The organism is Afipia sp. GW821-FHT04G03, from assembly GCF_059419985.1.
On sequence record NZ_JBWKSV010000002.1, the window covers coordinates 275,744 to 297,620 of the forward strand.

26 protein-coding genes and 1 tRNA gene are annotated in these 21,877 nt (G+C 61.8%); 13 read left to right on the forward strand and 14 right to left on the reverse strand.

What is annotated here, in order from left to right:
• The first annotated feature begins 105 nt into the window (after positions 1–105).
• The 6 genes from ugpB (at position 106) to AC07UB_RS10590 (ending at position 5,333) form a co-directional block, all read left to right on the forward strand.
• Positions 106–1,422 carry a sn-glycerol-3-phosphate ABC transporter substrate-binding protein UgpB gene (ugpB, locus tag AC07UB_RS10565; RefSeq protein ID WP_492791505.1) on the forward strand — a complete coding sequence of 439 codons (1,317 nt, stop codon included), beginning with the start codon at positions 106–108 and terminating at the stop codon, positions 1,420–1,422.
• A gap of 151 nt (positions 1,423–1,573) precedes the next feature.
• Positions 1,574–2,455, forward strand: a complete 882-nt coding sequence (gene ugpA / locus AC07UB_RS10570) for a sn-glycerol-3-phosphate ABC transporter permease UgpA (protein ID WP_492791504.1) — start codon at positions 1,574–1,576, stop codon at positions 2,453–2,455.
• Positions 2,455–3,303, forward strand: a complete 849-nt coding sequence (ugpE, locus tag AC07UB_RS10575) for a sn-glycerol-3-phosphate ABC transporter permease UgpE (protein ID WP_492791503.1) — start codon at positions 2,455–2,457, stop codon at positions 3,301–3,303. Before ugpA ends, ugpE begins: the two co-directional genes overlap by 1 nt.
• 24 nt (positions 3,304–3,327) lie before the next feature.
• Entirely contained in the window at positions 3,328–4,437 is a 1,110-nt protein-coding gene (locus AC07UB_RS10580) for a sn-glycerol-3-phosphate import ATP-binding protein UgpC (protein WP_492791502.1), read from the forward strand.
• A 159-nt stretch (positions 4,438–4,596) separates the two neighbouring features.
• A complete protein-coding gene (locus AC07UB_RS10585; protein WP_006023255.1) occupies positions 4,597–5,022 on the forward strand; it encodes an Hsp20 family protein in 426 nt (141 codons plus the stop codon).
• 50 nt (positions 5,023–5,072) lie between these two features.
• Positions 5,073–5,333, forward strand: coding sequence for a BQ00720 family protein (locus tag AC07UB_RS10590; protein WP_492791501.1), 261 nt, complete (start codon positions 5,073–5,075; stop codon positions 5,331–5,333).
• Between the two features lie 406 nt (positions 5,334–5,739).
• Here AC07UB_RS10590 and AC07UB_RS10595 read toward each other — a convergent pair whose 3' ends face one another.
• Entirely contained in the window at positions 5,740–6,192 is a 453-nt protein-coding gene (locus AC07UB_RS10595) for an Hsp20 family protein (protein ID WP_492791500.1), read from the reverse strand.
• 285 nt (positions 6,193–6,477) lie between these two features.
• Here AC07UB_RS10595 and AC07UB_RS10600 point away from each other — a divergent pair, with 285 nt between their 5' ends.
• Positions 6,478–6,807: a hypothetical protein gene (locus AC07UB_RS10600; protein WP_492791499.1), complete on the forward strand. Its 330-nt coding sequence runs from the start codon at positions 6,478–6,480 to the stop codon at positions 6,805–6,807.
• Between the two features lie 47 nt (positions 6,808–6,854).
• On the opposite strand, the gene ptsN is transcribed toward AC07UB_RS10600, so the two are convergent.
• The 9 genes from ptsN to AC07UB_RS10645 all read right to left on the reverse strand — a co-directional run bounded on the left by ptsN (position 6,855) and on the right by AC07UB_RS10645 (position 14,045).
• Positions 6,855–7,316, reverse strand: a complete 462-nt coding sequence (ptsN, locus tag AC07UB_RS10605; protein WP_492791498.1) for a PTS IIA-like nitrogen regulatory protein PtsN — start codon at positions 7,314–7,316, stop codon at positions 6,855–6,857.
• 140 nt (positions 7,317–7,456) lie between these two features.
• A complete protein-coding gene (hpf, locus tag AC07UB_RS10610) occupies positions 7,457–8,080 on the reverse strand; it encodes a ribosome hibernation-promoting factor, HPF/YfiA family (protein WP_492791497.1) in 624 nt (207 codons plus the stop codon).
• An 80-nt stretch (positions 8,081–8,160) separates the two neighbouring features.
• The gene (gene rpoN / locus AC07UB_RS10615) at positions 8,161–9,804 is read right to left on the reverse strand and encodes an RNA polymerase factor sigma-54 (RefSeq protein WP_492791496.1); all 1,644 of its coding nucleotides are present in this window, start codon (positions 9,802–9,804) and stop codon (positions 8,161–8,163) included.
• A 133-nt stretch (positions 9,805–9,937) separates the two neighbouring features.
• Positions 9,938–11,029 (reverse strand): LPS export ABC transporter ATP-binding protein, encoded by a 1,092-nt coding sequence (lptB, locus tag AC07UB_RS10620; RefSeq protein ID WP_492791495.1) that lies wholly within the window; start codon positions 11,027–11,029, stop codon positions 9,938–9,940.
• Between the two features lie 120 nt (positions 11,030–11,149).
• Entirely contained in the window at positions 11,150–11,875 is a 726-nt protein-coding gene (locus AC07UB_RS10625) for an LptA/OstA family protein (protein WP_492791494.1), read from the reverse strand.
• A gap of 8 nt (positions 11,876–11,883) precedes the next feature.
• Positions 11,884–12,585, reverse strand: coding sequence for an LPS export ABC transporter periplasmic protein LptC (gene lptC / locus AC07UB_RS10630; protein ID WP_492791493.1), 702 nt, complete (start codon positions 12,583–12,585; stop codon positions 11,884–11,886).
• Positions 12,586–12,769: 184 nt separating this feature from the next.
• Entirely contained in the window at positions 12,770–13,384 is a 615-nt protein-coding gene (locus tag AC07UB_RS10635; protein WP_492791492.1) for a ribonuclease D, read from the reverse strand.
• Between the two features lie 90 nt (positions 13,385–13,474).
• Positions 13,475–13,840: a DUF930 domain-containing protein gene (locus tag AC07UB_RS10640; protein WP_492792738.1), complete on the reverse strand. Its 366-nt coding sequence runs from the start codon at positions 13,838–13,840 to the stop codon at positions 13,475–13,477.
• 118 nt (positions 13,841–13,958) lie between these two features.
• A tRNA-Leu gene (locus AC07UB_RS10645) sits at positions 13,959–14,045 on the reverse strand.
• A 204-nt stretch (positions 14,046–14,249) separates the two neighbouring features.
• Here AC07UB_RS10645 and AC07UB_RS10650 point away from each other — a divergent pair.
• Entirely contained in the window at positions 14,250–15,218 is a 969-nt protein-coding gene (locus AC07UB_RS10650; RefSeq protein ID WP_492791491.1) for a complex I NDUFA9 subunit family protein, read from the forward strand.
• 6 nt (positions 15,219–15,224) lie between these two features.
• On the opposite strand, the gene AC07UB_RS10655 is transcribed toward AC07UB_RS10650, so the two are convergent.
• Entirely contained in the window at positions 15,225–16,031 is an 807-nt protein-coding gene (locus AC07UB_RS10655) for an undecaprenyl-diphosphate phosphatase (protein ID WP_492791490.1), read from the reverse strand.
• Positions 16,032–16,239: 208 nt separating this feature from the next.
• Between AC07UB_RS10655 and AC07UB_RS10660 the strand changes: the two genes are divergently transcribed.
• The gene (locus AC07UB_RS10660) at positions 16,240–16,932 is read left to right on the forward strand and encodes a glutathione S-transferase family protein (protein WP_492791489.1); all 693 of its coding nucleotides are present in this window, start codon (positions 16,240–16,242) and stop codon (positions 16,930–16,932) included.
• Complete coding sequence (queG, locus tag AC07UB_RS10665; RefSeq protein ID WP_492791488.1) at positions 16,881–18,065, forward strand: tRNA epoxyqueuosine(34) reductase QueG; 1,185 nt, start codon at positions 16,881–16,883, stop codon at positions 18,063–18,065. The genes AC07UB_RS10660 and queG overlap by 52 nt, the downstream gene beginning before the upstream one ends.
• A gap of 18 nt (positions 18,066–18,083) precedes the next feature.
• On the opposite strand, the gene AC07UB_RS10670 is transcribed toward queG, so the two are convergent.
• Positions 18,084–18,554: a nuclear transport factor 2 family protein gene (locus tag AC07UB_RS10670; RefSeq protein WP_492791487.1), complete on the reverse strand. Its 471-nt coding sequence runs from the start codon at positions 18,552–18,554 to the stop codon at positions 18,084–18,086.
• 71 nt (positions 18,555–18,625) lie between these two features.
• A complete protein-coding gene (locus AC07UB_RS10675) occupies positions 18,626–19,432 on the reverse strand; it encodes an alpha/beta hydrolase (RefSeq protein WP_494652907.1) in 807 nt (268 codons plus the stop codon).
• Between the two features lie 352 nt (positions 19,433–19,784).
• Here AC07UB_RS10675 and infC point away from each other — a divergent pair, with 352 nt between their 5' ends.
• Positions 19,785–20,324, forward strand: a complete 540-nt coding sequence (gene infC, locus AC07UB_RS10680) for a translation initiation factor IF-3 (RefSeq protein ID WP_492792737.1) — start codon at positions 19,785–19,787, stop codon at positions 20,322–20,324.
• Positions 20,325–20,473: 149 nt separating this feature from the next.
• Here the strand turns inward: infC and AC07UB_RS10685 are convergent, their stop codons facing one another.
• Positions 20,474–20,872: a hypothetical protein gene (locus AC07UB_RS10685; protein WP_492791485.1), complete on the reverse strand. Its 399-nt coding sequence runs from the start codon at positions 20,870–20,872 to the stop codon at positions 20,474–20,476.
• A gap of 352 nt (positions 20,873–21,224) precedes the next feature.
• Between AC07UB_RS10685 and rpmI the strand changes: the two genes are divergently transcribed.
• Together rpmI and rplT are read left to right on the forward strand one after the other, a co-directional pair.
• Positions 21,225–21,425 carry a 50S ribosomal protein L35 gene (gene rpmI, locus AC07UB_RS10690; RefSeq protein ID WP_044405954.1) on the forward strand — a complete coding sequence of 67 codons (201 nt, stop codon included), beginning with the start codon at positions 21,225–21,227 and terminating at the stop codon, positions 21,423–21,425.
• 72 nt (positions 21,426–21,497) lie between these two features.
• Complete coding sequence (rplT, locus tag AC07UB_RS10695) at positions 21,498–21,857, forward strand: 50S ribosomal protein L20 (RefSeq protein ID WP_492791484.1); 360 nt, start codon at positions 21,498–21,500, stop codon at positions 21,855–21,857.
• Positions 21,858–21,877: the final 20 nt, after the last annotated feature.

Here is a 21,877-nt window from a genome sequence, read left to right on the forward strand (position 1 = left end):
CCCTCCGGCAACCCTCCCCGATTACCATCCCGCGTCAATTGCACGTCATCCGGCGCTGTTAGCGCGCAGCATTCAACGATGATGACGGCTTCAGGGAGAAACTCGATGAGGATTCGCCAGATCAGCTTTGGCTTCGCTGCCTCGACCATGATCGCACTTGCCATGCCCGCGCAAGCCGCCACCGAGATCCAGTGGTGGCACGCCATCACCGGCGGCAACAACGAGGTCGTGGTGAAGCTCGCTGAAGAGTTCAACGCGTCGCAGAGCGAGTACAAGGTCGTCCCGTCCTACAAGGGCAGCTATCCGGACACGATGAACGCCGGCATCGCCGCGTTCCGCGCCGGCAACGCGCCGCACATCATTCAGGTGTTCGAGGTCGGCACCGCGACCATGATGTCCGCGACCGGCGCCGTAAAGCCGGTGCACGTCCTGATGAAGGAAGCGGGCGAGAAATTCGATCCACAGGCTTACCTTCCGGCGATCACCGGCTACTATTCGACATCCAAGGGCGACATGCTGTCGTTCCCGTTCAATTCCTCGTCGATGGTGATGTGGATCAACAAGGACGCGCTGAAGAAGGCGAACATCGCCGAGATTCCGAAAACATGGCCGCAAGTCTTCGAGGACGCCAAGAAGCTGAAAGCCGCAGGCTACGCGACCTGCGGTTTCTCGACCGCGTGGGTGACATGGGCCAATCTCGAACAGCTGTCGTCGTGGCATAACGTGCCGCTGGCCTCAAAGGCCAACGGCCTCGACGGTTTCGACACCGTGCTCGAATTCAACGGACCGCTTCAGCTCAAGCATCTCCAGACGCTGATCGATCTTCAGAAGGACAAGACCTACGATTACTCCGGCCGCACCAACACCGGCGAAGGCCGCTTCACGTCGGGCGAGTGTCCGATCTTCCTGACGTCGTCCGGCTTCTTCGGGCAGGTGAAGGCGAACGCGAAGTTCGACTGGACCAACGCGCCGATGCCTTACTATCCTGACGCCAAGGGCGCGCCGCAGAACTCGATCATCGGCGGCGCATCGCTGTGGGTGATGGGCGGAAAGAAGCCCGAGGAATACAAGGGCGTCGCGAAATTCCTGGCCTTCCTGTCGGACACCGATCGTCAGGTCGCGATCCACAAGGCGTCAGGTTATCTGCCGATCACCAAGGCGGCTTATGCCAAAGCCAAGGCGGAAGGCTTCTACAAGAGCCAGCCCTATCTCGAAACGCCGCTGCTCGAACTGACCAACAAGGAGCCCACTGAAAATTCACGCGGCCTGCGGCTCGGCAACATGGTGCAACTGCGCGACATCTGGGCCGAGGAAATCGAGGGCGCGCTGGCGGGCAAGAAGACCGCCAAGGAAGCGCTCGATGCGTCCGTGACGCGCGGCAACGCGATGCTGCGCCAGTTCGAACGCACGGTCGCAAAGTGATCCGATCCAGCACTGCAACACCGGCTGAAACCGTCATGCCCGGCCTTGTGCCGGGCATCCACGTCTTCCTGAAGCGCCAAAAGTGAGACGTGGATGGCCGGGACAAGCCCGGCCATGACGAGCATAAACGACCCGGACGCATTGAGCCTTCATGCAAAAGCAAACGGTCTTTCACTCGCGCCTGTTGCCCTTTCTGCTGCTGATTCCACAGCTCGCGGTCGTGCTGGTGTTTTTCTACTGGCCCGCGGCACAGGCGGTCTGGCAGTCGTTCCTGCTGCAGGACGCGTTCGGTCTTTCGACAACGTTCGTCGCCTTCGAGAATTACGCCGAGCTGCTCAGCCAACCGGAATATTTCGCGACCATCCTGCGCACTTTCATTTTTTCCGCGATGATCGCCGGCGCGTCGCTGTCGCTCGCGCTGTTGCTGGCGGTGATGGCCGATAAACCGCTGCGCGGCGTCAACGTCTACCGCACGCTGCTGATCTGGCCCTACGCGGTCGCCCCCGCCGTCGCCGGCGTGCTGTGGATCTTCATGCTGCATCCCTCGCTCGGCGTGCTGGCGCGGGGCCTGCGCAACATGGGCATCGACTGGAATCCGCTGCTTAACGGCGATCACGCCGTCATCCTCGTGGTGCTGGCGGCGACGTGGAAACAGATTTCCTATAACTTCCTGTTCTTCCTGGCCGGACTTCAGGCCATTCCGAAAAGCGTGCTGGAGGCTGCCGCCATCGACGGCGCGAAGCCGATGCGCCGGTTCTGGACCGTGACGTTCCCGCTGCTGACACCCACCATCTTCTTCCTGATCGTGGTCAACATCGTCTACGCCTTCTTCGACACCTTCGGCATCATCGACGCCATGACCGGCGGCGGCCCCGCCAAGGCGACGGAAACCCTTGTCTACAAGGTTTATCTGGACGGCCTGCTCGGCGGCAATCTCGGCTCGTCGGCGGCGCAGTCGGTGATCCTGATGGTGATCGTGGTGGCATTGACCGCGATCCAGTTCCGTTTTGTCGAACGCAAGGTGACGTACTGATGGTCGAGCGCCAGGGCATCCGCCGCTACGTCGCGCATCTCATTTTATGGATAGGCATCGCCATCGTGGCGTTTCCGGTCTATCTCGCCATCGTGGCCTCGACGCAGGAGGCGTCGCTGATCGCCAACGGGCAAATGTCGCTGCTGCCCGGCGGGCATTTCCTCGAGAATTATTACAAGACGATCTTCATCGGCACATCGAGTTCGACCCGCGAGCCGGTCGGCGTGATGCTGTTCAATTCGCTGGTGATGGCGCTGTCGATCGCACTCGGCAAGATCGCGATCTCGATCCTGTCGGCCTACGCCATTGTCTATTTCCGTTTTCCGTTCCGGATGTGGCTGTTCTGGCTGATCTTCATAACGCTGATGCTGCCGGTGGAAGTGCGCATCTATCCGACCTACAAGATCGCCGCCGATCTCAGCCTGCTCGACAGCTATTCGGGGCTGACGCTGCCGCTGATCGCATCCGCCACCGCGACGTTGCTGTTCCGGCAATTCTTCATGACCGTGCCGGATGAGTTGCTGGAAGCCTCGCGCATCGACGGCGCGGGACCGTTTCGGTTTTTCAAGGATACGCTGCTGCCGCTGTCGCGCACCAACATGGCGGCGCTGTTCGTGATCCTCTTCATCTATGGCTGGAATCAGTATCTCTGGCCGCTGCTCATCACCACGCGCGACGACATGCAGACCATCGTCATCGGCATCCGCAAGATGATCACCACGTCCGACGCGCTGACCGAGTGGCCCATCGTGATGGCCACCGCGGTGCTGGCGATGCTGCCGCCGGTGGCCGTGGTCATCCTGATGCAGAAACTGTTCGTGCGCGGTCTGGTCGAGACAGAAAAGTAAAAATTTCGGAAGCAGGAAATCGAAATGGCAAACGTCGTTCTGCACGATGTCAGGAAAACCTATCCAGGCGGCGTCGATGCCATCAAGGGCATCGACCTCGAGGTCCCCGACGGGCAGTTCTGTGTTCTCGTGGGACCAAGCGGCTGCGGCAAGTCCACGCTGCTGCGCATGGTGGCGGGGCTCGAGACCATCACCGGCGGCACCATCGACATCGGCGGCCGCGTGGTCAACGAGATCGAGCCCGCCGAACGCGACATCGCCATGGTGTTCCAGAACTACGCGCTCTATCCGCACATGAGCGTCTACAACAACATGGCCTACGGCCTGCGAAACCGCGGGATGCCGAAGCCCGAAATCGACACCCGCGTGCGCGAGGCGGCGCAGATTCTCGAAATTACGCCAATGCTGGAGCGCAAGCCGCGGCAACTGTCCGGCGGCCAGCGTCAGCGCGTCGCCATGGGCCGCGCCATCGTGCGGCAACCGAAGGTGTTTCTGTTCGATGAGCCGCTGTCGAATCTCGACGCCAAGCTGCGTATCGCCATGCGCGTTGAAATCCGCAAGCTTCAGCGCCGCCTCAAGACCACATCGATCTATGTCACCCACGACCAGCTGGAAGCGATGACGCTCGCGGACATTCTGGTGGTGATGAACGGCGGCGTGGTGGAGCAGATCGGCAAGCCGCTCGACATCTACCGCAAGCCGGCCACCACCTTCGTCGCGTCCTTCATCGGCGCGCCGCCGATGAACCTGCTGCCAGTGCAGGCCAACGATCTCGGCGCGTTGCTCGACGGTCTTCAGATCAAAGTATCCGGCGACGCCATCCTCGGCGTACGCCCGGAAGATTTCGCACTGATCGACGGATCATCGCCAGCCGCGGGTCTGGCACTCGAACTCGTGGTCGACGCCATCGAGCGCGTCGGCGCAGAAACCTTTGTCTATGGCACCCGGGCGCACGAAGGCGCGGGTCCCACCGTCAGCGCGAAGCCAGGCGAACTGCCGCCGGGCGAAATCATCGTGCGGCTTCCGGGAGAAGCCGAGCCCGCCATCGGCCAGCGAATCAGGGTCACGGCCGCGCACGAGAAGCTGCACCTGTTCAGCCCCGACGGGCGCAGCCGGATCGGCGATCGGGCCTGAAATCGCTCGATTTTTCCTGTTGGGAGCCGGTTTTGGGGTTCTTGAACGGGGCCTGGAACATCGCCATATTGAGGTCATCCGGAAGGTGAAACCACTGGCCGGATAACGGGGTGCCGCAAGGGCCCTTAACGTCAAAGTCGCTTCGAGAGGACTTTGTGAATGTCTCGTGTTCCATCGCTATCGAGTCCGTTCCTTTTGGGATTCGACGAAATCGAGCGTGCGCTCGATCGCGTCGTGAAAGGCGCAGACGGTTATCCTCCTTACAATATCGAGCGGTGCGGCCGTGATGACGGCCAGCCCGAACGCCTGCGGATCACGCTGGCGGTCGCCGGATTTACCCGCGACCAACTCGATGTAACCACTGAGGAAAATCAGCTCGTGATCCGGGGCCGCCAACAGGACGACAAGACCCGGCAATACATCCATCGCGGCATTGCCGCGCGTCACTTCCAGCGCACCTTCGTGCTGGCGGACGGGATGTATGTCATCGGCGCCGACCTGAAGAACGGCCTGCTGTCGATCGATCTGGCTCGTCCCGAACCTGAACGGGTTGTTAAGACGATAGCCATCAATGAGCACGAATAATGGAACGAGTAGCGGACTCGACCGCTTAACAACTGCAAGGAGTCGAGACCATGACTGGTACTGTCATCTTTGAACCCGCCGTCTCGCTGGAGGCGCTGGCTACCTTGGGCGAAGGCCATATCGCCTACGTCAAACAGATTCGCTCGGAAGACGTGCCGGGACTTTTCCCGCAGGCGCCACAGATCGCGCCGGGCCTGAAGCTGTTCGCACTTCACGCCGCCGACGGCACACCGATCATGCTGACCGACAGCCGCGAAGCGGCGATCGCGAATGCATGGAGCAACGAGTTGGAAACCGTCAGCGTCCACTGACGCGCGGCGTACAGCACGACGAGCACCGTACGAACGGCAGCGCATCGCGCTGCCGTTTGTGTTTGTACTCGCCCCAACCCACCAACTAACCCGAAGCCGCGATAGTCTTCTGGAGTTGCGAAGAACCGATGGACAAAGGAAGGATCTCGCCGGCTAGTTTCGCCAACGCGTCCTGCTCTTCGGATAACCTTTTCAGAATAAAGCAACGCTCAATCTCAGTGAGCTCTGTCTTCAGCAAACGACGGTATCGCCGAATATTACTGTTCCGCACTCGTATGCGGGCAAGTTTTTCATCAACCATCATCGTCGACACGACGGTCCTCCATCTTTCCTTTCGTTTGACGAAGCGGCACCCCGCCGGCTCAAGCCAGCAGGGTGCACATTTGGAACCAAAGGCGGGCCGGAATTATGCGGCGGCCTTCGAGTCGATTTGTTGAACGTTTGATACGCCGTTAATGGCGATCTGCCGAGGCTTCATCGCTTCCGGGATCTCCCGGACCAGTTCAACGCGCAGAAGCCCGTTATCGAAGGATGCGTTCCTTACCTGCACGTAGTCTGCGAGGTTGAACTGCCGACGGAAATGGCGCTCGGAAATCCCCTGGTAGAGATACTCGCGCTTTTCGTCCGTCTTGCGTCCTTCAATTGTGAGCACATTCTGCTCAGCCGTAACATTGATCTCGTCAGGCCGGAATCCCGCCAACGCCAGCGATATCTGGTATCGGTCGTCTCCAAGCCTCTCGATGTTATACGGCGGATAATGAGCCTCAGCTTGCTGCTGCGCAGCATCAACGAGGTCAAACAGACGGTCGAAGCCGATGGATGACCGCCAGAACGGGGTGAAGTCATAAGACGTTCTCATAGCCAAATCCTCCATTGAGCAAGTTGGATATAAGCGAGCATCGAACACCTCTGATGCCCGTCTCCTCCGGACCCCTAAAGGGCGCCCGGGCCTGTAAACGGCAAAGAAAAAACTAAAAAAAAGCCGATAGGTTTCAAGACCCTCTCAAAAAAATTTTGAAGCTTGTGCGCTGAAAAAAACATCCCGCCGCGTGGACAAGAAAATAATTTGGCGCCTTGAAGAGCGTGTCAGGCGCTCTAAATTTTTCGGCGCCCTCTTGAACAGAAAGGAGCAATGGAGGCGACCATGAACATTCGTGGAACCGATTTCGACATTCATGCAAATTCACTTCTGGCCGCAACTTTCAGTCATCCGTCGGAGGTTCTTAAGAGCCCTGTTCTCTCGTCTGCGGAGAAGCGCTGCGTTCTCGCGGCATGGGCATCGGATGCATTCGCCGTCAGGGATAATCCCTGGCTTCGCCGGTTACCCGGCTCGCCCGACGCGATCCCGTTGAAAGACATCCTCGGCGCTCTGCGCCGACTTGACGACGAAGGCGACGAACCGCCTCCGATCCATGGAGGGGCGGCTTTGCGCCCGCCGCGGGTCGAACAGATGGCTGAAGCCGTAGGATTTTGACAACGGCTTTGCCACGCGCTGGGCCGCCTGTACCGGGGCTCTATTTCTCAGGCCGCAGTCGCCGGCGGCAGCGCCAGCACCGAATACAGCGCCTCCGCGTCCTTCGACGCGCGCAGTTTCTTGGCGATGTCCTGGTCGCGCAACAGCCGCGCGATGCGCGCCAGCGCCTTCAGATGGTCCGCACCGGCGCCTTCGGGAGCCAGCAACAGGAATACGAGATCGACCGGCTGGCCATCCATCGCCTCGAAATCGATGGGGCGATCCAGCCGCGCGAACAGGCCCGACAGCTTGTCGAGCTTCGGCAGCTTGCCGTGAGGAATCGCCACGCCGTAGCCGACAGCGGTGGTTCCCAGCTTTTCGCGCTGAAGGAGCACCTCGAAAATCGACCGTTCATTTTGTCCGGTCAGGACGGCCGCGCGCGCGGAGAGTTCCTGAAGCGCCTGCTTCTTGCTGTTGACCTTCAAAGCAGGAAGAATCGCCTCGGGTGCGACCAGGTCGGTAATCGTCATAGAACGTTCCGAGGGTGAGGTTAAGCCGTTGGTGGACTTGTTAAATCGGTCAGCGACCGGGCGGCGTCAAGGCCATTCGAACCAGACTCTGGCCCGCAATCCTGAAAGGTCGCGGACCATAGTTAGGCACGCTCAAGGCGTCAATGGCGAACCGGCTCGCCGACGGTCGGGGGATCGACCCAGCCCACATTGCCGTCCGGCCGGCGGTAGATGACATTCACCCGGCCACTCGAGCCGTGCTGAAAAACCATCACAGCCGCGCCGGTCAGATCGAGTTCCATGACCGCTTCGCTGACCGAAAACCGTTTCAGCGACGTCACCGCTTCCGCGATGATCACGGGATTGAAGTCCGCGCCCTCGTCGTGATCGCCGGACGGAGCCTCGATCACGTAGCTCGGCGCGTCGAGACCGGGTCCGTTGAATCCCGCCCCGTTGATCTCCGCTGTGGCCGCGGCGTAGGCCTTGCGCGCGGAGCGATCCTTCAGGCGGCTCTTGTAACGACGCAGACGCTTCTCGATCATCAGCAGCGCCTGATCGGCGCTGGCGTAGGCATCGGCAGCCATCGCGTCTGCTTCGAGCGTGATGCCCGAATCAAGATGAAGCGCGCAATCGGTGCGGAAGCCGAAGCCATCCTTGCTGAGAGTGATGTGGCCCGAATAGTTACCGTCGAAATATTTTCGAAGAACTTCATCCGTTCGTTCATTGACGCGATCACGCAGGGCTTCACCGACGCTGATGCTTTTTCCAGAGATCCGGAGTGTCATGTCGTTCCTCACTTGCCGCTTCGAATTGTCGAACAGTTCGGAGATTACGTATCGGAGCGTTCCGCTTCTTGGCGGCGCAGTCAAGCGGTTGCTGTGTCGCGGGACCTGTCTACGGCCGGAGCAGCCGAGGTCAGCGCGGTGCCGAGCATGCTCTGCTTGTCGCGGCGTCGCTGCACGGACGAGGGAATACGCATGGCTTCACGATATTTCGCAACCGTGCGCCGGGCAATATCAATGCCGTCGGCGCGCAATCGTTCCACGATGGTGTCGTCGGACAGGATCGCGGCAGCGCTTTCCGCGTCGATCAGGAGTTTGATGCGGTGCCGCACAGCTTCCGCGGAATGCGCGTCACCGCCGTCCGCCGACGCGATGGAGGCGGTAAAGAAATATTTTAGCTCAAAGGTGCCCCGATTGGTCGCCATGTACTTGTTCGCGGTGACGCGCGAAACGGTCGATTCGTGCATCTGGATCGCGTCGGCGACGGCTTTCAGGTTCAGCGGCCGCAGATGCGCCACGCCTTGCGTGAAGAAGCCGTCCTGCTGGCGGACGATTTCGGTGGCGACTTTCAGGATCGTCCGCGCACGCTGATCAAGGGCGCGCACCAGCCAGGTCGCGTTTTGCAGGCAATCGGTGAAGTAGGATTTGTCGCCGTCCTTGCGGATCGTCTTCGACAGCTGCGTATAGTAGACTTGATTGACCAGCACCTTCGGCAGGGTGTCGCTGTTGAGTTCGACATGCCAGCCGCCATCCGGTCCCGGGCGAACGTAAACGTCCGGCACGACGCTCTGCGTCCTGGCCGACCCGAACTTCAGGCCGGGCTTGGGATTGAGGTGGCGAATTTCTCCGATCATGTCGGCGATGTCTTCATCATCGACGCCGCAGATTTTTCTTAAAGAGGCGATGTCGCGCTTCGCCAGCAGATCGAGGTTTTCGACAAGCGCCTGCATCGCAGGATCGTAACGATCACTCTCGCGCAACTGGATCGCGAGGCATTCGCTCAAGTTGCGCGCGCAGACGCCGGGCGGATCGAATTTCTGCAGAACCGCAAGCACCGCCTCGACCTCGCCGCGCGAGGTGCCGAGCTTCTCATGCGCATCGCCGAGATCGGCGGGCACGTAGCCGGCATCGTCCACGAGATCGATCAGGTACTGCCCGATCATGCGGCGCATCGGATCCGGAAACGCCACCGCCAGTTGTTCGGCGAGATGACCGCTGAGCGTGAGTTCTGCGGCGACAAAAGCCTCGAGATTGTAGTCGTCGTCGTTCGATGCCCCCCCGCCCCACTCCGTGTAGGCGCTTGGAGCCGCGTCCTGGGCTGCGCGCGCTGCGGCATCCGCAGGCTCTTCGGGAAAAACGTTTTCCATTCCGGTGTCGAGGGTCTGCTCGATCTCGGTGCGCGTTCCGAGATCGGGCGCCATCCATTCCTCGGTGCCGGGCTCGAACGCATCCGCGGAGCGTTCCCCGTCACCGGCGTGATCGTGACCTTGCGTGAATCCGCTGTCCTCACCTTCGGAAAATTCGGTCTGGGCGGCGGGCTCCTGCCCGCGATCTGGCGCGCCGTCCTGATCGGCCCGCTCGAGCAGCGGATTGCGCTCAAGCTCATCCTCGACGAAGGCCACGAGATCGAGATTCGACAGTTGCAGCAGCTTGATCGCCTGCATCAGCTGCGGCGTCATCACCAGCGACTGCGACTGGCGGAACTCTAATCTCTGCGTCAGAGCCATAAAAACCCAGATTCGGTCCAAAAGTGGTCCGTTTCTTGCTTAAACCTTTCCTGAAGGCTTGTACACGGCTTGACGTTTTGAAAATTCGGAGTAGGGCGCGCCGCGCTGCAGCATGAACCGCCCGGCAGCGGACCTAGAGCCGGAATTCCTCGCCGAGATACAGGCGGCGCACGTCGGGATCGTTGACGATCTCGTCCGGGCTGCCTTCGGTCAGAACCTCACCTGCATAGACGATATAAGCGCGGTCGGTGAGACCCAGCGTCTCGCGCACGTTGTGATCGGTGATCAGGACCCCGATCCCGCGCTGGGTGAGATGCCGCACCAGTTCCTGAATGTCGCCGACCGCAATCGGATCGATGCCCGCGAACGGTTCGTCGAGCAGCATGTAACTCGGACGCGACGCCAGCGCGCGCGCGATTTCGACGCGCCGCCGCTCGCCGCCGGACAGCGCGATGGATGGCGATTTCCGCAGGCGCGTGATGTTGAATTCCTCAAGCAGGGAATCCAGCTCGCGTTCGCGCTTGCGCTTGTCGGGCTCGACCACTTCCAGCACCGCGCGAATGTTGTTCTCGACCGAAAGCCCGCGAAAGATCGAGGCTTCCTGCGGCAGATAACCGATGCCGAGCCGCGCGCGCTGATACATCGGCAATTGCGTGACATCGTGGCCGTCGAGTTCGACCCGACCGCGATCCGGCTTGATGAGGCCGGTGATCATGTAGAACACCGTGGTTTTGCCGGCGCCGTTCGGTCCCAGAATGCCGACGGCTTCGCCACGCCGGACATAGATGCTGACGCCATGCACGATCTTGCGCGTGCCGAAACTTTTCTCGACGCCGTGGATCGCGAGATAACCGGAGTGCTGCGCGCGTTGCGGCGATGCGCCGTTGTTGCCGGCGCGCGCACGCGGCGCATTCTCGCGCGGCTGTTCCTTGGAAACATCCCGCGGCAGGTTGCGCGGAATCGGCGGCGCATTGTGCGTGAACGAATCCTGAGGTGCGAGCGTCGGAGGGTCGCGGGGAATCGCGGCTGCGACGGCCTCACGCTTGGCCGGGGTGCTCTGGCTGGCCGCTAACGGCTTCTCGCCGGCGGCAGGCCGGAAGATGTCGCCCATCCGCGCAGCCAATGAGGTGATGTCCTGCGGCGCGTCGTCCTGACGCGAACGTGCGAACCCCTGCCGTCCACGCACCGGGCCTCGACGACGAAAGATGCGCAGGAGATCCACCATGCCCGCTTCAAGTCAGCCTTTTCAAATCAGCCTTGAGATTGCCTGAGCATGAGGGAGCGAGGGCGTATTGCCCATCCCCAATGTTCCGGGGCTGGGTGATACAGGCTCGCGGCATCGGGTTCAACCGCTGCGCTTCGGCGTAGCCGGCAAGCTATTGAGCTTAAGCGGCTTTCCAGGCGCCGCCGGTGCCGGCGCAGATGTCGTGCCGGTCGGGCTTGCGCCTTGCGGCGACGCGCTGGGCGAGGCCTGGAATACGCCCTGGACGCGCTTGTTGTCCGCTTCGACGCGAGAAATGCCGGTGGTGAGATCGACGATAAGCCGGTCCCCGCGCAGCACATTCTTGTCCTTGGTGAGCAGCACATTGCCATGCATCGTCACCGTGTTGGCGCGCATGTCGAACACGCCGCGATCGCCGGTGACCGTCTGCTCTTTCTGGGTGACGACGACGCCGCCCTTCGCTTCCAGTTTGCGGATCGACGAACTGCCGGTCGGCCCCGGCGTCGACGTCTTCATCGCAGGCTTGGCGCCGGCCGTCTGATCGTTGTCGTAAAAGACGACGAGCGTCTTGCACAGCATGGTAGTGTCGCCCTGCACGACCTTCACGTTGCCGCTGAATGTCGCCGCCTTGTCCTTGTCGCGCATCTCGAGCGAGGCCGCATCGATCTGGATCGGCTTGTCGCGATTCTGCGAGAAGCCCTGCATCGCATTAGGAACACCCGTCGCCGAGCTTTGCGCGCGCGCCTCGGGCCCTGCGCACAAGGCGATCGCGACCGCCGCCACCGACAGCGTGCGCGCGATCGCGCGCGTCAAGCCGCGGGCCTCAGGACCTTTGTCGATTGTCGTCATGCAACTCGTCATCTTGCGGCGGCATCCTGCGCCGGAGCTTCACTGCTCGCAGCCGCATCTTTCGCCGGCTCTTCCGGAATCAGGATCATCGAGACGCCGCCTTCAAAGCGCACCAGCGCACCGCCTTCCGTGATCCTCAGACGCTTGGCGTCGAGCGTACCATTCAGAAGCTTCACCGCCACCGGCTCGTCCGACGACACCGTGCCGGCGCCCATATCGACCGCCGCCTGTGTCAATCGCGCTTCGTAGCCGGTCGTCGATTGCAGGAAGATCCTGTCCTTCAGATCGAGTAGCTGGGTTTTCGTATCGAACAGACCGCTGCGCGCGTCCATGGTGATGCCTGTCTTGTCTTCCATCTGCACCTTCGCGCGCAATTCGTGCAACTCGACGTTGTTCGGAGTCGTCACGTCCTGTACCGCCGACTTGGCCCAGAGTTCATAGGGACGCTGATCCGGGGTGAAGCCCGCGAGATGCGGCGCATCCATCGTGATCTTGGTGCCCGAGACTCCGAGCTTGCCGATGTCGATCGGCAGCTTTGAAAGAATCCTGAACGGGTTGAACAGCGACGCGCCCACGATCATGACCATCGCCGCGGCCACCAGCACAGGAACCGCCAGCCGCATCTGGCGCACACGGCGGCTGTGACGCTTCGCCTGGGCGTAGCGCGCATCCGCGGTCACCTGATAGCTCTGGCCCTGAATCGAATACAAATTCCGCTCCGAAGCGTCATCGCGCCGAGGTTACTCTACGCGACAAGGCCACTTTTTGCAGCCCGCCACTTTGTCCCGCCACGCCAGAGACTTGGACCTGGGCTTAGGTCTGAAATGGACCAGACACCGTGCAAAGAGCGGAAAAGTGGCCGAAACCGGGCGAAATCCGCTGCGAAGGCCGGAATCAGGAATGGGCGAAAATGTCGTCGTTTTCCCATCCATCGAGGTCGAGCCGGGCGCGGGTCGGCAGGAACTCGAAACACGCCTTCGCAAGTTCCTCGCGGCTTTCCCGCGCCAGCATGGCGTCGAGCTTTTCGCGCAGCGCATGGAGGTGCAACACGTCGGACGCGGCATACGCCAGTTGCGCATCGGTCAATGTCGCAGCGCCCCAGTCGCTCGACTGCTGCTGCTTCGACAGATCGACGCCGAGCACTTCACGCACCAGATCCTTCAGACCATGCCGATCGGTGTAGGTGCGAACCAGCCGCGACACGATCTTGGTGCAATACACCGGCTGCGGCATCACGCCGAAAGCATGAAACAGCACCGCGAGATCGAACCGCGCGAAGTGAAAAATCTTGGTGACCTTCGGATCGCCGAGCAGCTTTTTCAAATTCGGCGCATCGGTGTGGCCTGCGGGAATCTGCACGACGTCCGCAGTGCCGTCGCCGTTCGACAACTGGATCACGCACAGCCGGTCGCGGTGCGGATTGAGGCCGAGCGTCTCGGTGTCGATCGCCACCGACTGCGTGTAGCGCGAAAGGTCCGGCAAGTCGCCGCGATGCAGGCGGATGGTCATGGTCTGCAAAACTCTCGGTTTCGGATGTGATCGAATCGATGGAGCTAAACTACCGCTCAATACCCCGGGAGACGAGAGGGATCGGCAGCCTCACCGCCACAACCCCAGGGCCGCCCACTTCGATTCCGGGATCAGCTCGCCGATCTTGTAACTGAACGACAGCACTTTCATGTGGTCGGGCGAGCCCTTGCACTCGAAGGAAAACGAATACCAGCGGCCCTTGCTGCGAAATGCCCCGCCGGAGCCTTTCACCGTGTCGCCGGTGTGCTTCGGGTGGGACACGACATCGGTCTTTGCGCGATCCGGATGATAAGGATTGGCGTCGCGGTCGATCCGGCTCATGGCTTCGAGATCGCAAACCTGCTCCAGCCGGGTCTGGGGATCGAGTTTCTTGAGGCTCGCCGCGAACCGGGCATCCATCGCAACGGCCGGCGCGGCCGAGAACAGCACGGCCATCAGGATAACGGCTGGATTTTTCACGAAAGCTCCGCCGAGAACGTTGGATTGAGTCAATCGGATGGAGGGTACCGTCCGGAAGACTGACCTCCGGGGAGGAAGCCGTCGTACCATCGAGTGGTGCCCAGGAAAGGACTCGAACCTTCACGGCCGTTAAGCCACTGGCACCTGAAGCCAGCGCGTCTACCAATTCCGCCACCTGGGCATTGGGCCGGTTACTATTGATCGTCCGCGCGGTTGTCAAATAGCTCCGGCCTTGACGCGTTTTCTTGACGCGAACCCGGTATCCACTCCGCTCAAAACGCTACGGATGCCGCCGGAATGGCCTGTACAGCACAGGAATGATGGCGTATCGCGGAAATCGGCGGGACGGTCGTCCCGTATCCAACATTTACGCAGGAACCCACGCATGTCAGCCCCCATCGATACGCTCGTCACGGTCTTCGGAGGATCGGGTTTTCTGGGGCGGCACGTGATCCGGGCGCTCTGCAAGCGCGATTACCGCATCAGGGTCGGCGTCCGCCGCCCCGATCTCGCCGGGCATCTCCAGCCCGTCGGCAAGGTCGGCCAGATTCACGCGGTGCAGGCCAATCTGCGTTATCCGGCGTCGGTGCAGGCCGCCGCCCGCGGCGCCAGCGTGATCGTCAATCTGGTGGGGATTCTGTCCGAGAGCGGCGCGCAGACCTTCGACGCCGTGCAGGCGCAGGGCGCGGAAGCCGTGGCGCGCGCGGCAAGCGAGACCGGGGCGCGGGTGGTGCATGTCTCGGCCATCGGCGCGGATGCGAACTCGACCTCGCACTACGCCCGCGCCAAGGCGGCGGGCGAGGCGGCAGTGCTGGCAGCAGTCCCCGAAGCCACGATCATCCGCCCCTCGGTGGTGTTCGGCCCGGAAGATCATTTCACCAACCGCTTTGCAGGTCTGGCGCGCATCTCGCCGGTGCTGCCGCTGATCGGCGGGGGCCTCACGAAATTGCAGCCGGTCTATGTCGGCGACGTCGCCACCGCCATCGCCGACGCCGTGGACGGCAAGACAAAGCCGGGCGCGACCTACGAGATCGGCGGGCCTGAGGTGATGACGATGCGCGAGGTTCTCGAAGCCATTCTGCGCGTCACCGAACGCAACAGCGCGCTGGTGTCGCTGCCGTTTGCGCTGGCGCGGCTCCAGGCATTCTTCCTGCAATTCGCGCCGGGCGATCTGAAGCTGACGCCGGATCAGGTCGAGCTGCTGCGCAGCGACAACGTGGTATCGGAAGCGGCGAAGGCCGCCGGGCTGACGCTGGAAGGCCTCGGCATCGCGCCGGATTCGCTGGAGGCCATTACGCCGTCGTATCTCTGGCGCTACCGGAAAACCGGCCAGTTCGCGCACAAGGGCGCGTGAAGCCTTTTACTTGCCCAGCGCGAGCGCGATCAATCCCAGCGAGCCGACGATGACGCGCCACCACGCGAACAGCGCGAAGCCGCGTCGCGTGACATAATCCAGAAACGTCTTCACCACGATGATCGCGGTGATGAATGACACCACGAAACCGACGGCGATGACCAGACCATGGTCCATCGTCATGTCGGCGCGGCTCTTGTAAAAATCATAGACGAACGCGCCGACCATGGTCGGGATCGCGAGAAAGAACGAAAACTCGGCGGCCGCGCGCTTGTCCGCGCCGAACAGCATCGCCGCGACGATCGACGCGCCGGAGCGCGACACGCCGGGAATCATCGCCGCGCATTGCGCGATGCCGATGCCGAGATACATCGGCAGCGAAAATGTCGTGGCGTCGTGATAGCGCGGATTGAGATCCTGCTGGTCGACCCACAGCAACACCGCGCCGCCGGCGATCAGCGAGAAACACACCACCCACGGATTGAACAGCACGCTCTTGATGAAGCCGCCGAAAATCAGCCCGAGCACCACCGCCGGGAAAAATGCCAGCAGCACGCCGATGACGAAGCGCCGCGCCGCCGGATCGGAGAACATCCCGACCGCAATGCGCCACAATCTGCCGAAATAGATCACCAGGATGGCGAGAATCGCGCCGAGTTGAATCATCACCGCGAAGGTCTTCCAGAAATTGTCGCGATCGAGATCCATGAACCGCTCCACCAGCAGCAAGTGGCCTGTGGATGAAACGGGAAGAAATTCGGTCACACCCTCAACGATGCCGAGGATGACGGCCTTCAGGAGATCAGCGAGCATCGGGAGTTTTCCGGAACAGTGGAGGGGTTCGCAAACCGCGTTCTTGTCGCTCATCCACCGTGTTGCCGCAACGGCAAATCCGTGAAATTGAGGGAGGGTTCCTGTCGGCCAGCCGGCGTTCCGGCCTATCCTGCCGGTTGCTTCGGCCCTGCGCGTTAACCGCCCTTCGAGACCTTTTGTTAAACCTAACCGGACTATCAAAAATCACATGTTCACACTCTTTCATCACCCGTTTTGTCCGCGGTCGCGCTTCGTGCGGCTGGCGCTCGGCGAGCACGGCCTCGACACGCGGCTGGTAGAGGAACTGGCATGGGACCGGCGCGAAGCCTTCCTCGCGCTCAATCCGGCGGGGGATACGCCGGTGCTGGTGACCGAGGGCACGCCCGCGATGCCGGGAGCCGGCCTGGTCGCCGAGTTTCTCGATGAAATCCACGGCGCGCCGCTTGGCGAGCATCGGCTGCTGCCGCGGGCGATGAACGACCGCATCGAGGTGCGGCGTCTGATGACATGGTTCAACGACAAGTTTTTTGAGGAAGCCAGCAATCCGCTGGTCAGCGAGCGCATCTACAAGCGCTTCATGAAACCCGAGCAAGGCGGCGGGCCGCCATCGACCGATGTTCTGCGCGCGGCGCGCGCCAATGTGCGCTATCATCTGGCCTATATCGGCTGGCTGGCGCGGACGAGAAACTTTCTGGCCGGCGACCAGCTCACTTTTGCCGACCTTGCCGCCGCAGCGCATCTGTCGGCGCTGGACTATCTGGGCGATGTGCCATGGAACGAGGACGACGCAGCCAAGGCATGGTACGTGCGGATCAAATCCCGCCCGTCGTTCCGCCCGTTGCTGAGCGAATGGATGGCGGGCGTTCCGGCGTCGGCGCATTACGTGGATCTCGACTTCTGACGCAGAACTCTCCGGCTGATGCGTCCGCGGTCAAGGCCGCGCTGACCATCGAGGCGCGCGCCCTCGGCTTCAGCGCCGTCGGCATCGCCGATCCCGATTCCATCGCGGGCGCGCGTGACAGACTGCAAACCTTTCTCGATGCCGGGTCGCATGGCGACATGGACTGGCTCGCCAACGATCCGCCGCGCCGCGCCAGTCCGCGCGTGCTGTGGAGCGAGGTGCGCTCCGTCGTGATGCTGGGCATGAACTACGGGCCGGATGAAAATCCGCTGGCGCTTCTCGAACAGAGAACGCGCGGCGCGATTTCGGTCTATGCGCGCGGCGACGACTATCACGACCTGATCAAGAAGCGGCTGAAGACGCTGGCGCGCTGGCTGCTGGCGACAGCAGGCGGCGACGTCAAAGTGTTCGTCGACACCGCTGCCGTGATGGAAAAGCCGCTCGCGCAGCAGGCCGGTCTCGGCTGGCAGGGCAAGCACACCAATCTCGTGTCGCGTGAATACGGCTCGTGGCTGTTCCTCGGCGCGATCTTCACCACGCTCGACCTGCCGCGCGACGACGCCGACATCGACCACTGCGGGTCGTGTCAGGCCTGCCTCGACATCTGTCCGACCAATGCGTTTCCAGCACCTTATCGGCTGGATGCGCGCAAGTGCATCTCGTACCTCACCATCGAACACAAGGGTCCGATCCCGCGCGAGCACCGCGAGGCCATCGGCAATCGCATCTACGGCTGCGACGATTGCCTGAGCGTGTGCCCGTGGAACAAGTTCGCGCAGGCGGGCCATGAAGCGAAGCTCGCAGCCCGCGATGAACTGCGGGCGCCATCGCTGGCCGATCTGGCGCGGCTCGACGACACGTCATTCCGCGCGATGTTCACCAAGTCCCCGGTCAAGCGAATCGGCCGTGCAAGGTTTTTGCGCAACGTGCTGACCGCGATCGGCAACAGCAGGGATGTTTCACTCGCGACCGAAGCGCGCCGCCTGCTCGGCGACGAGAGCGCCATGGTGCGGGGCGCTGCGGTGTGGGCGCTGTCGCGGCTGTTGCCGCGCGAGGAATTCGCGGCACTTGCCGAGACGGCGAACGATAATGACGAAAGCGTGCGGGACGAGTGGACGGCGGCACTGGTCTAACGCATCATTGCCCAGAATTCACTGCGCCAGATGCCGCTTCATCTCGGGGCGAGCCTTGAGTGCCGCGCCCTGCTTCGCCAGAATCTTCGCAATGCGTTCCGGCGCGAACTTCAGATCGACGAACGCCGGCGCGGTGTTGGCGACCTCGTGATACTCGGCGATCTTGCCGTCGCGCAGCGTCATGATCGCAACACCCTCGAACATCGCCCGCGCGCCATCCGCTTCCGGCAATATCGACGTGTAGCTGAACGTGTACCGCGCATAGAGCGTTTTGCCGTCGCTGACCGGATCGTGCATCACCCAGCGAAAATCCTTCGCGGTTCGATAGAACCAGTCGTCGATCATCTGCGTGATGTTCTCGCGGCCCTTAAACGCGCCGTAGAATACATCGTGGTAAACGCCGTCGTCGGTGAACAGCGCCGCAAAGCCCTTGCCGTCGCGCTGTTCGACGGCGCGGCAGAAATCATGAAGCAGCGTGTCGGTTTTCATGACGGTCTCCTAGGATCAATGATTTTGTTTGGGCGTGATCTGATCCGAAAACCGGTTCCCACTTTTCGGGATCACGCCGCCGATAACTCACTGACCGCGCCCAGCATACGCGCGATGTCCTGCGGCCGCGACAGGCGATGATCGCCGTCCTGAACCAGCGTCAGCACAACGTCGTCGCTCGGCAGGCAATGCGTCAGCGCGAACGCGTGCCGCCACGGCACGTCGGGGTCCTGCGCGCCTTGCAGAATGCGAACCGGACAGCCGACATCGATGGTGCCGCCGAGCAGCAGATGGTTGCGGCCCTCCTCGATCAGCCTGCGCGTGATCGGATAGGCGTCCTCGCCATAGGCGGACGGACGATGCCACAGGCCCTTGGTCATGATCTCGTCGCGGACCTCCTGCGAGAAACCCTTCCACATCAGGTCCTCGGTGAAATCCGGTGCGGGCGCGATCAGCACCAGTCCCCTGAGCGTCGCACCCGACGCCGCGCCACGCCTCGCCAGCGCGCGCGCCAGCAGCAGCGCCATCCAACCGCCCATCGACGAGCCGACCACGATCTGCGGCCCTTCGCAAAAGGTGTCGAACACCTTGAGGCTTTCCTCGTGCCATTGCCCGATGGTGCCGTCGGCGAACGCGCCGCCGGATTCGCCGTGTCCGGAGTAATCGAAACGGATGCAGCCGCGCCCCTGTTCGGCGGCCCATGCGTCGAGCGCCTGCGCCTTGGTTCCCTTCATGTCGGAATGAAAGCCGCCCAGCCAGAACACCCCGGGCGAGACGCCGGGACGTTTGCGGACCGCGATGCGCCGCTTAGCCTCGCCCTCCCCCACGTCGATGAAGGCGGGCTCTGGCCCCGCGGAACTGTCAGATGAATGCGTCATGGAAGATGCCCCGTCTTGGCTGTTATGGAGGTCCACGGCACAATCCGTCAACGCGAACGGAACAACCGTCATCCGGCTGACTTTCACTCCGGCCTACTCGGCCGGACCGTGGGTTCGACGGCCGTGCGGCGCTTGCGGAAGCGGCGCTGTGCCTCTATGTGGAGCGGACTCGCCGAAAAGCGCCAGGGAAAGCACCAGGGCTGGTTATTTTGTCGGGCATTTTACGGTTTTATGGCTGATCCCGCTTTTCAGGGCGGCTCCGGAAAATGCGCGCAGCGACCCTGTCGCGCTTGCCCGGCGGACCTTATTCCTTCAAACTCAAGACCTCGTTCACAACATCGGAGATTTACCCATTCGCCGTCCCAACAGAGCCCCGCCCACCGCATCGAAAGATGGGCCGCGCACCAACGATGAAATTCGCAATCTCGAAATCCAGCTGATCGATCAGAACGGCACCAACGTCGGTACCACCGAAACAGCGGTCGCCATCAAGATGGCGATGGAAGCCGGCATGGATCTCGTCGAGATTTCGCCGAACACCACGCCTCCCGTTTGCAAGATCATGGACTACGGGAAGTTCAAGTATTCGGCGCAGAAGAAAGCCGCAGAAGCCCGCAAGAAGCAGAAGATCGTCGAGATCAAGGAGATCAAGCTCCGGCCGATGATCGACGATCACGATTACGACGTGAAGATGCGGGCGATGCTTCGCTTTTTTGAAGAAGGCGACAAGGTCAAGATCACGCTGCGCTATCGCGGCCGTGAAATGGCGCATCAGGAAATCGGCACCAAGCTTCTCGACAAGGTGAAGAGCGACGTCGCCGAGATCGCCAAGGTCGAGCAGGACGCACGCTTCGAGGGCCGTCAGGTGGTCATGGTTCTCGCGCCGCGCTAAGGGCATGATCCCGAAAAGTGGGAACCGGTTTTCGGAAAAGATCATGCCCAACGAAAGATAAGCGCCGAACCGATTTTCTTATCGATACGAAAAATGGCGCCGCTCACTGCGGCGCCATTTTCATGTCAACTGATCGATGGTCCGCGCCGTTACGAGCGGCGGCTGGCTTCCCACCGTCCGGAGCATTCCATGCTCGAGGATTTGCCGCTCCACTGACCGGAACCGGAATTGGCCGACAGCTTGCCGCTGGCGCTGGCCTTCTGGTCGCCGCGCGCGATCGCGACGCTGACCGCGCCGGCATCGCCAACACGGCCGGAAATATCGAAGCTGCCGTCGCCGGAATAGCTGACCCGGCCGTCCTCGACCTTCACGGGATAGCTGTAGGCCGGATCGCAATTGCCGGCCTGGGTGATGATGGTGACCTTCCATGCGCCGTCAAACGACCCGGCAGCTTTGGTGGACGCCGGCGGCACAACGGCAGCCAGGACCGCGCCCACGATCATCAGGGCCATGGGATTTGAGAACAAGGTGGTCGTCGCGCTGCGCATGACTGTTGGCATTCCTTCGATTTATAAGTTGGGGCGGGTATAGGGATTATCCGCAGGATCTCATAGTGCAATGCAGCATAGACGCCATGAACCCAGCGGAGGGGTAGCCCGGTGCGGCGGCTTTCCCGGCCCCGGCAGGCTGCGAAAAGCCCCGCTTAATCGTTGCCAATTCGCACTTCGTCTGCCATAAGCCCAACCTTCGTCGCCCGGCTGATTAAGGGCTGCCGTGGCGACGCCAATGCTGACTTTCTCCACGCGGGATTAAGTTGAGCATTATCAACGCTCTAACGAGCATTTCAGCCGCCAAAGCGCCTCTCGGGGCGGATTTTTGCTGCGGCCACAGGAGAGCCAAATGCCCAAGCTGAAGACCAAGTCGGGCGCTAAAAAGCGCTTCAAAGTGACCGGCACCGGAAAGGTGATGTCCGCCCATGCAGGCAAACGCCACGGCATGATCAAGCGGACCAAAAAGCAGATTCGTCAGCTGCGTGGCACGCGAGTGCTGTTCAAGACCGACGGCGACAACATCAAGAAGTACTTCTTGCCGAACGCCTGAGTCTGAATGCCGCGCACGCGCGGCGCATCTCACTAATCCCGTTTTCACTTTTCCAGATGAAGGACATTCATCATGTCTCGCGTTAAACGCGGCGTCACAGCTCACGCCAAGCACAAGAAAGTCTACAAGGCCGCCAAGGGTTTCCGTGGCCGCCGCAAGAATACCATTCGCGCCGCCAAGGCCGCCGTCGACAAGGCCGGCCAGTATGCCTTCCGCGCGCGCAAGCTGAAGAAGCGCACGTTCCGCGCGCTCTGGATCCAGCGCCTCAACGCGGCTGTGCGTCCGTTCGGCATGACCTACAGCGTGTTTATCAACGGCCTCGCCAAGTCGGGCGTCGTTGTGGATCGCAAGGTGCTGTCGGATCTCGCGATCCACGAACCGGCGGCGTTCCAGGCGATTGCTGAAAAGGCCAAAGCCGCACTCGCGGCGTAAGCTTTGCCCCTCTTGCACGA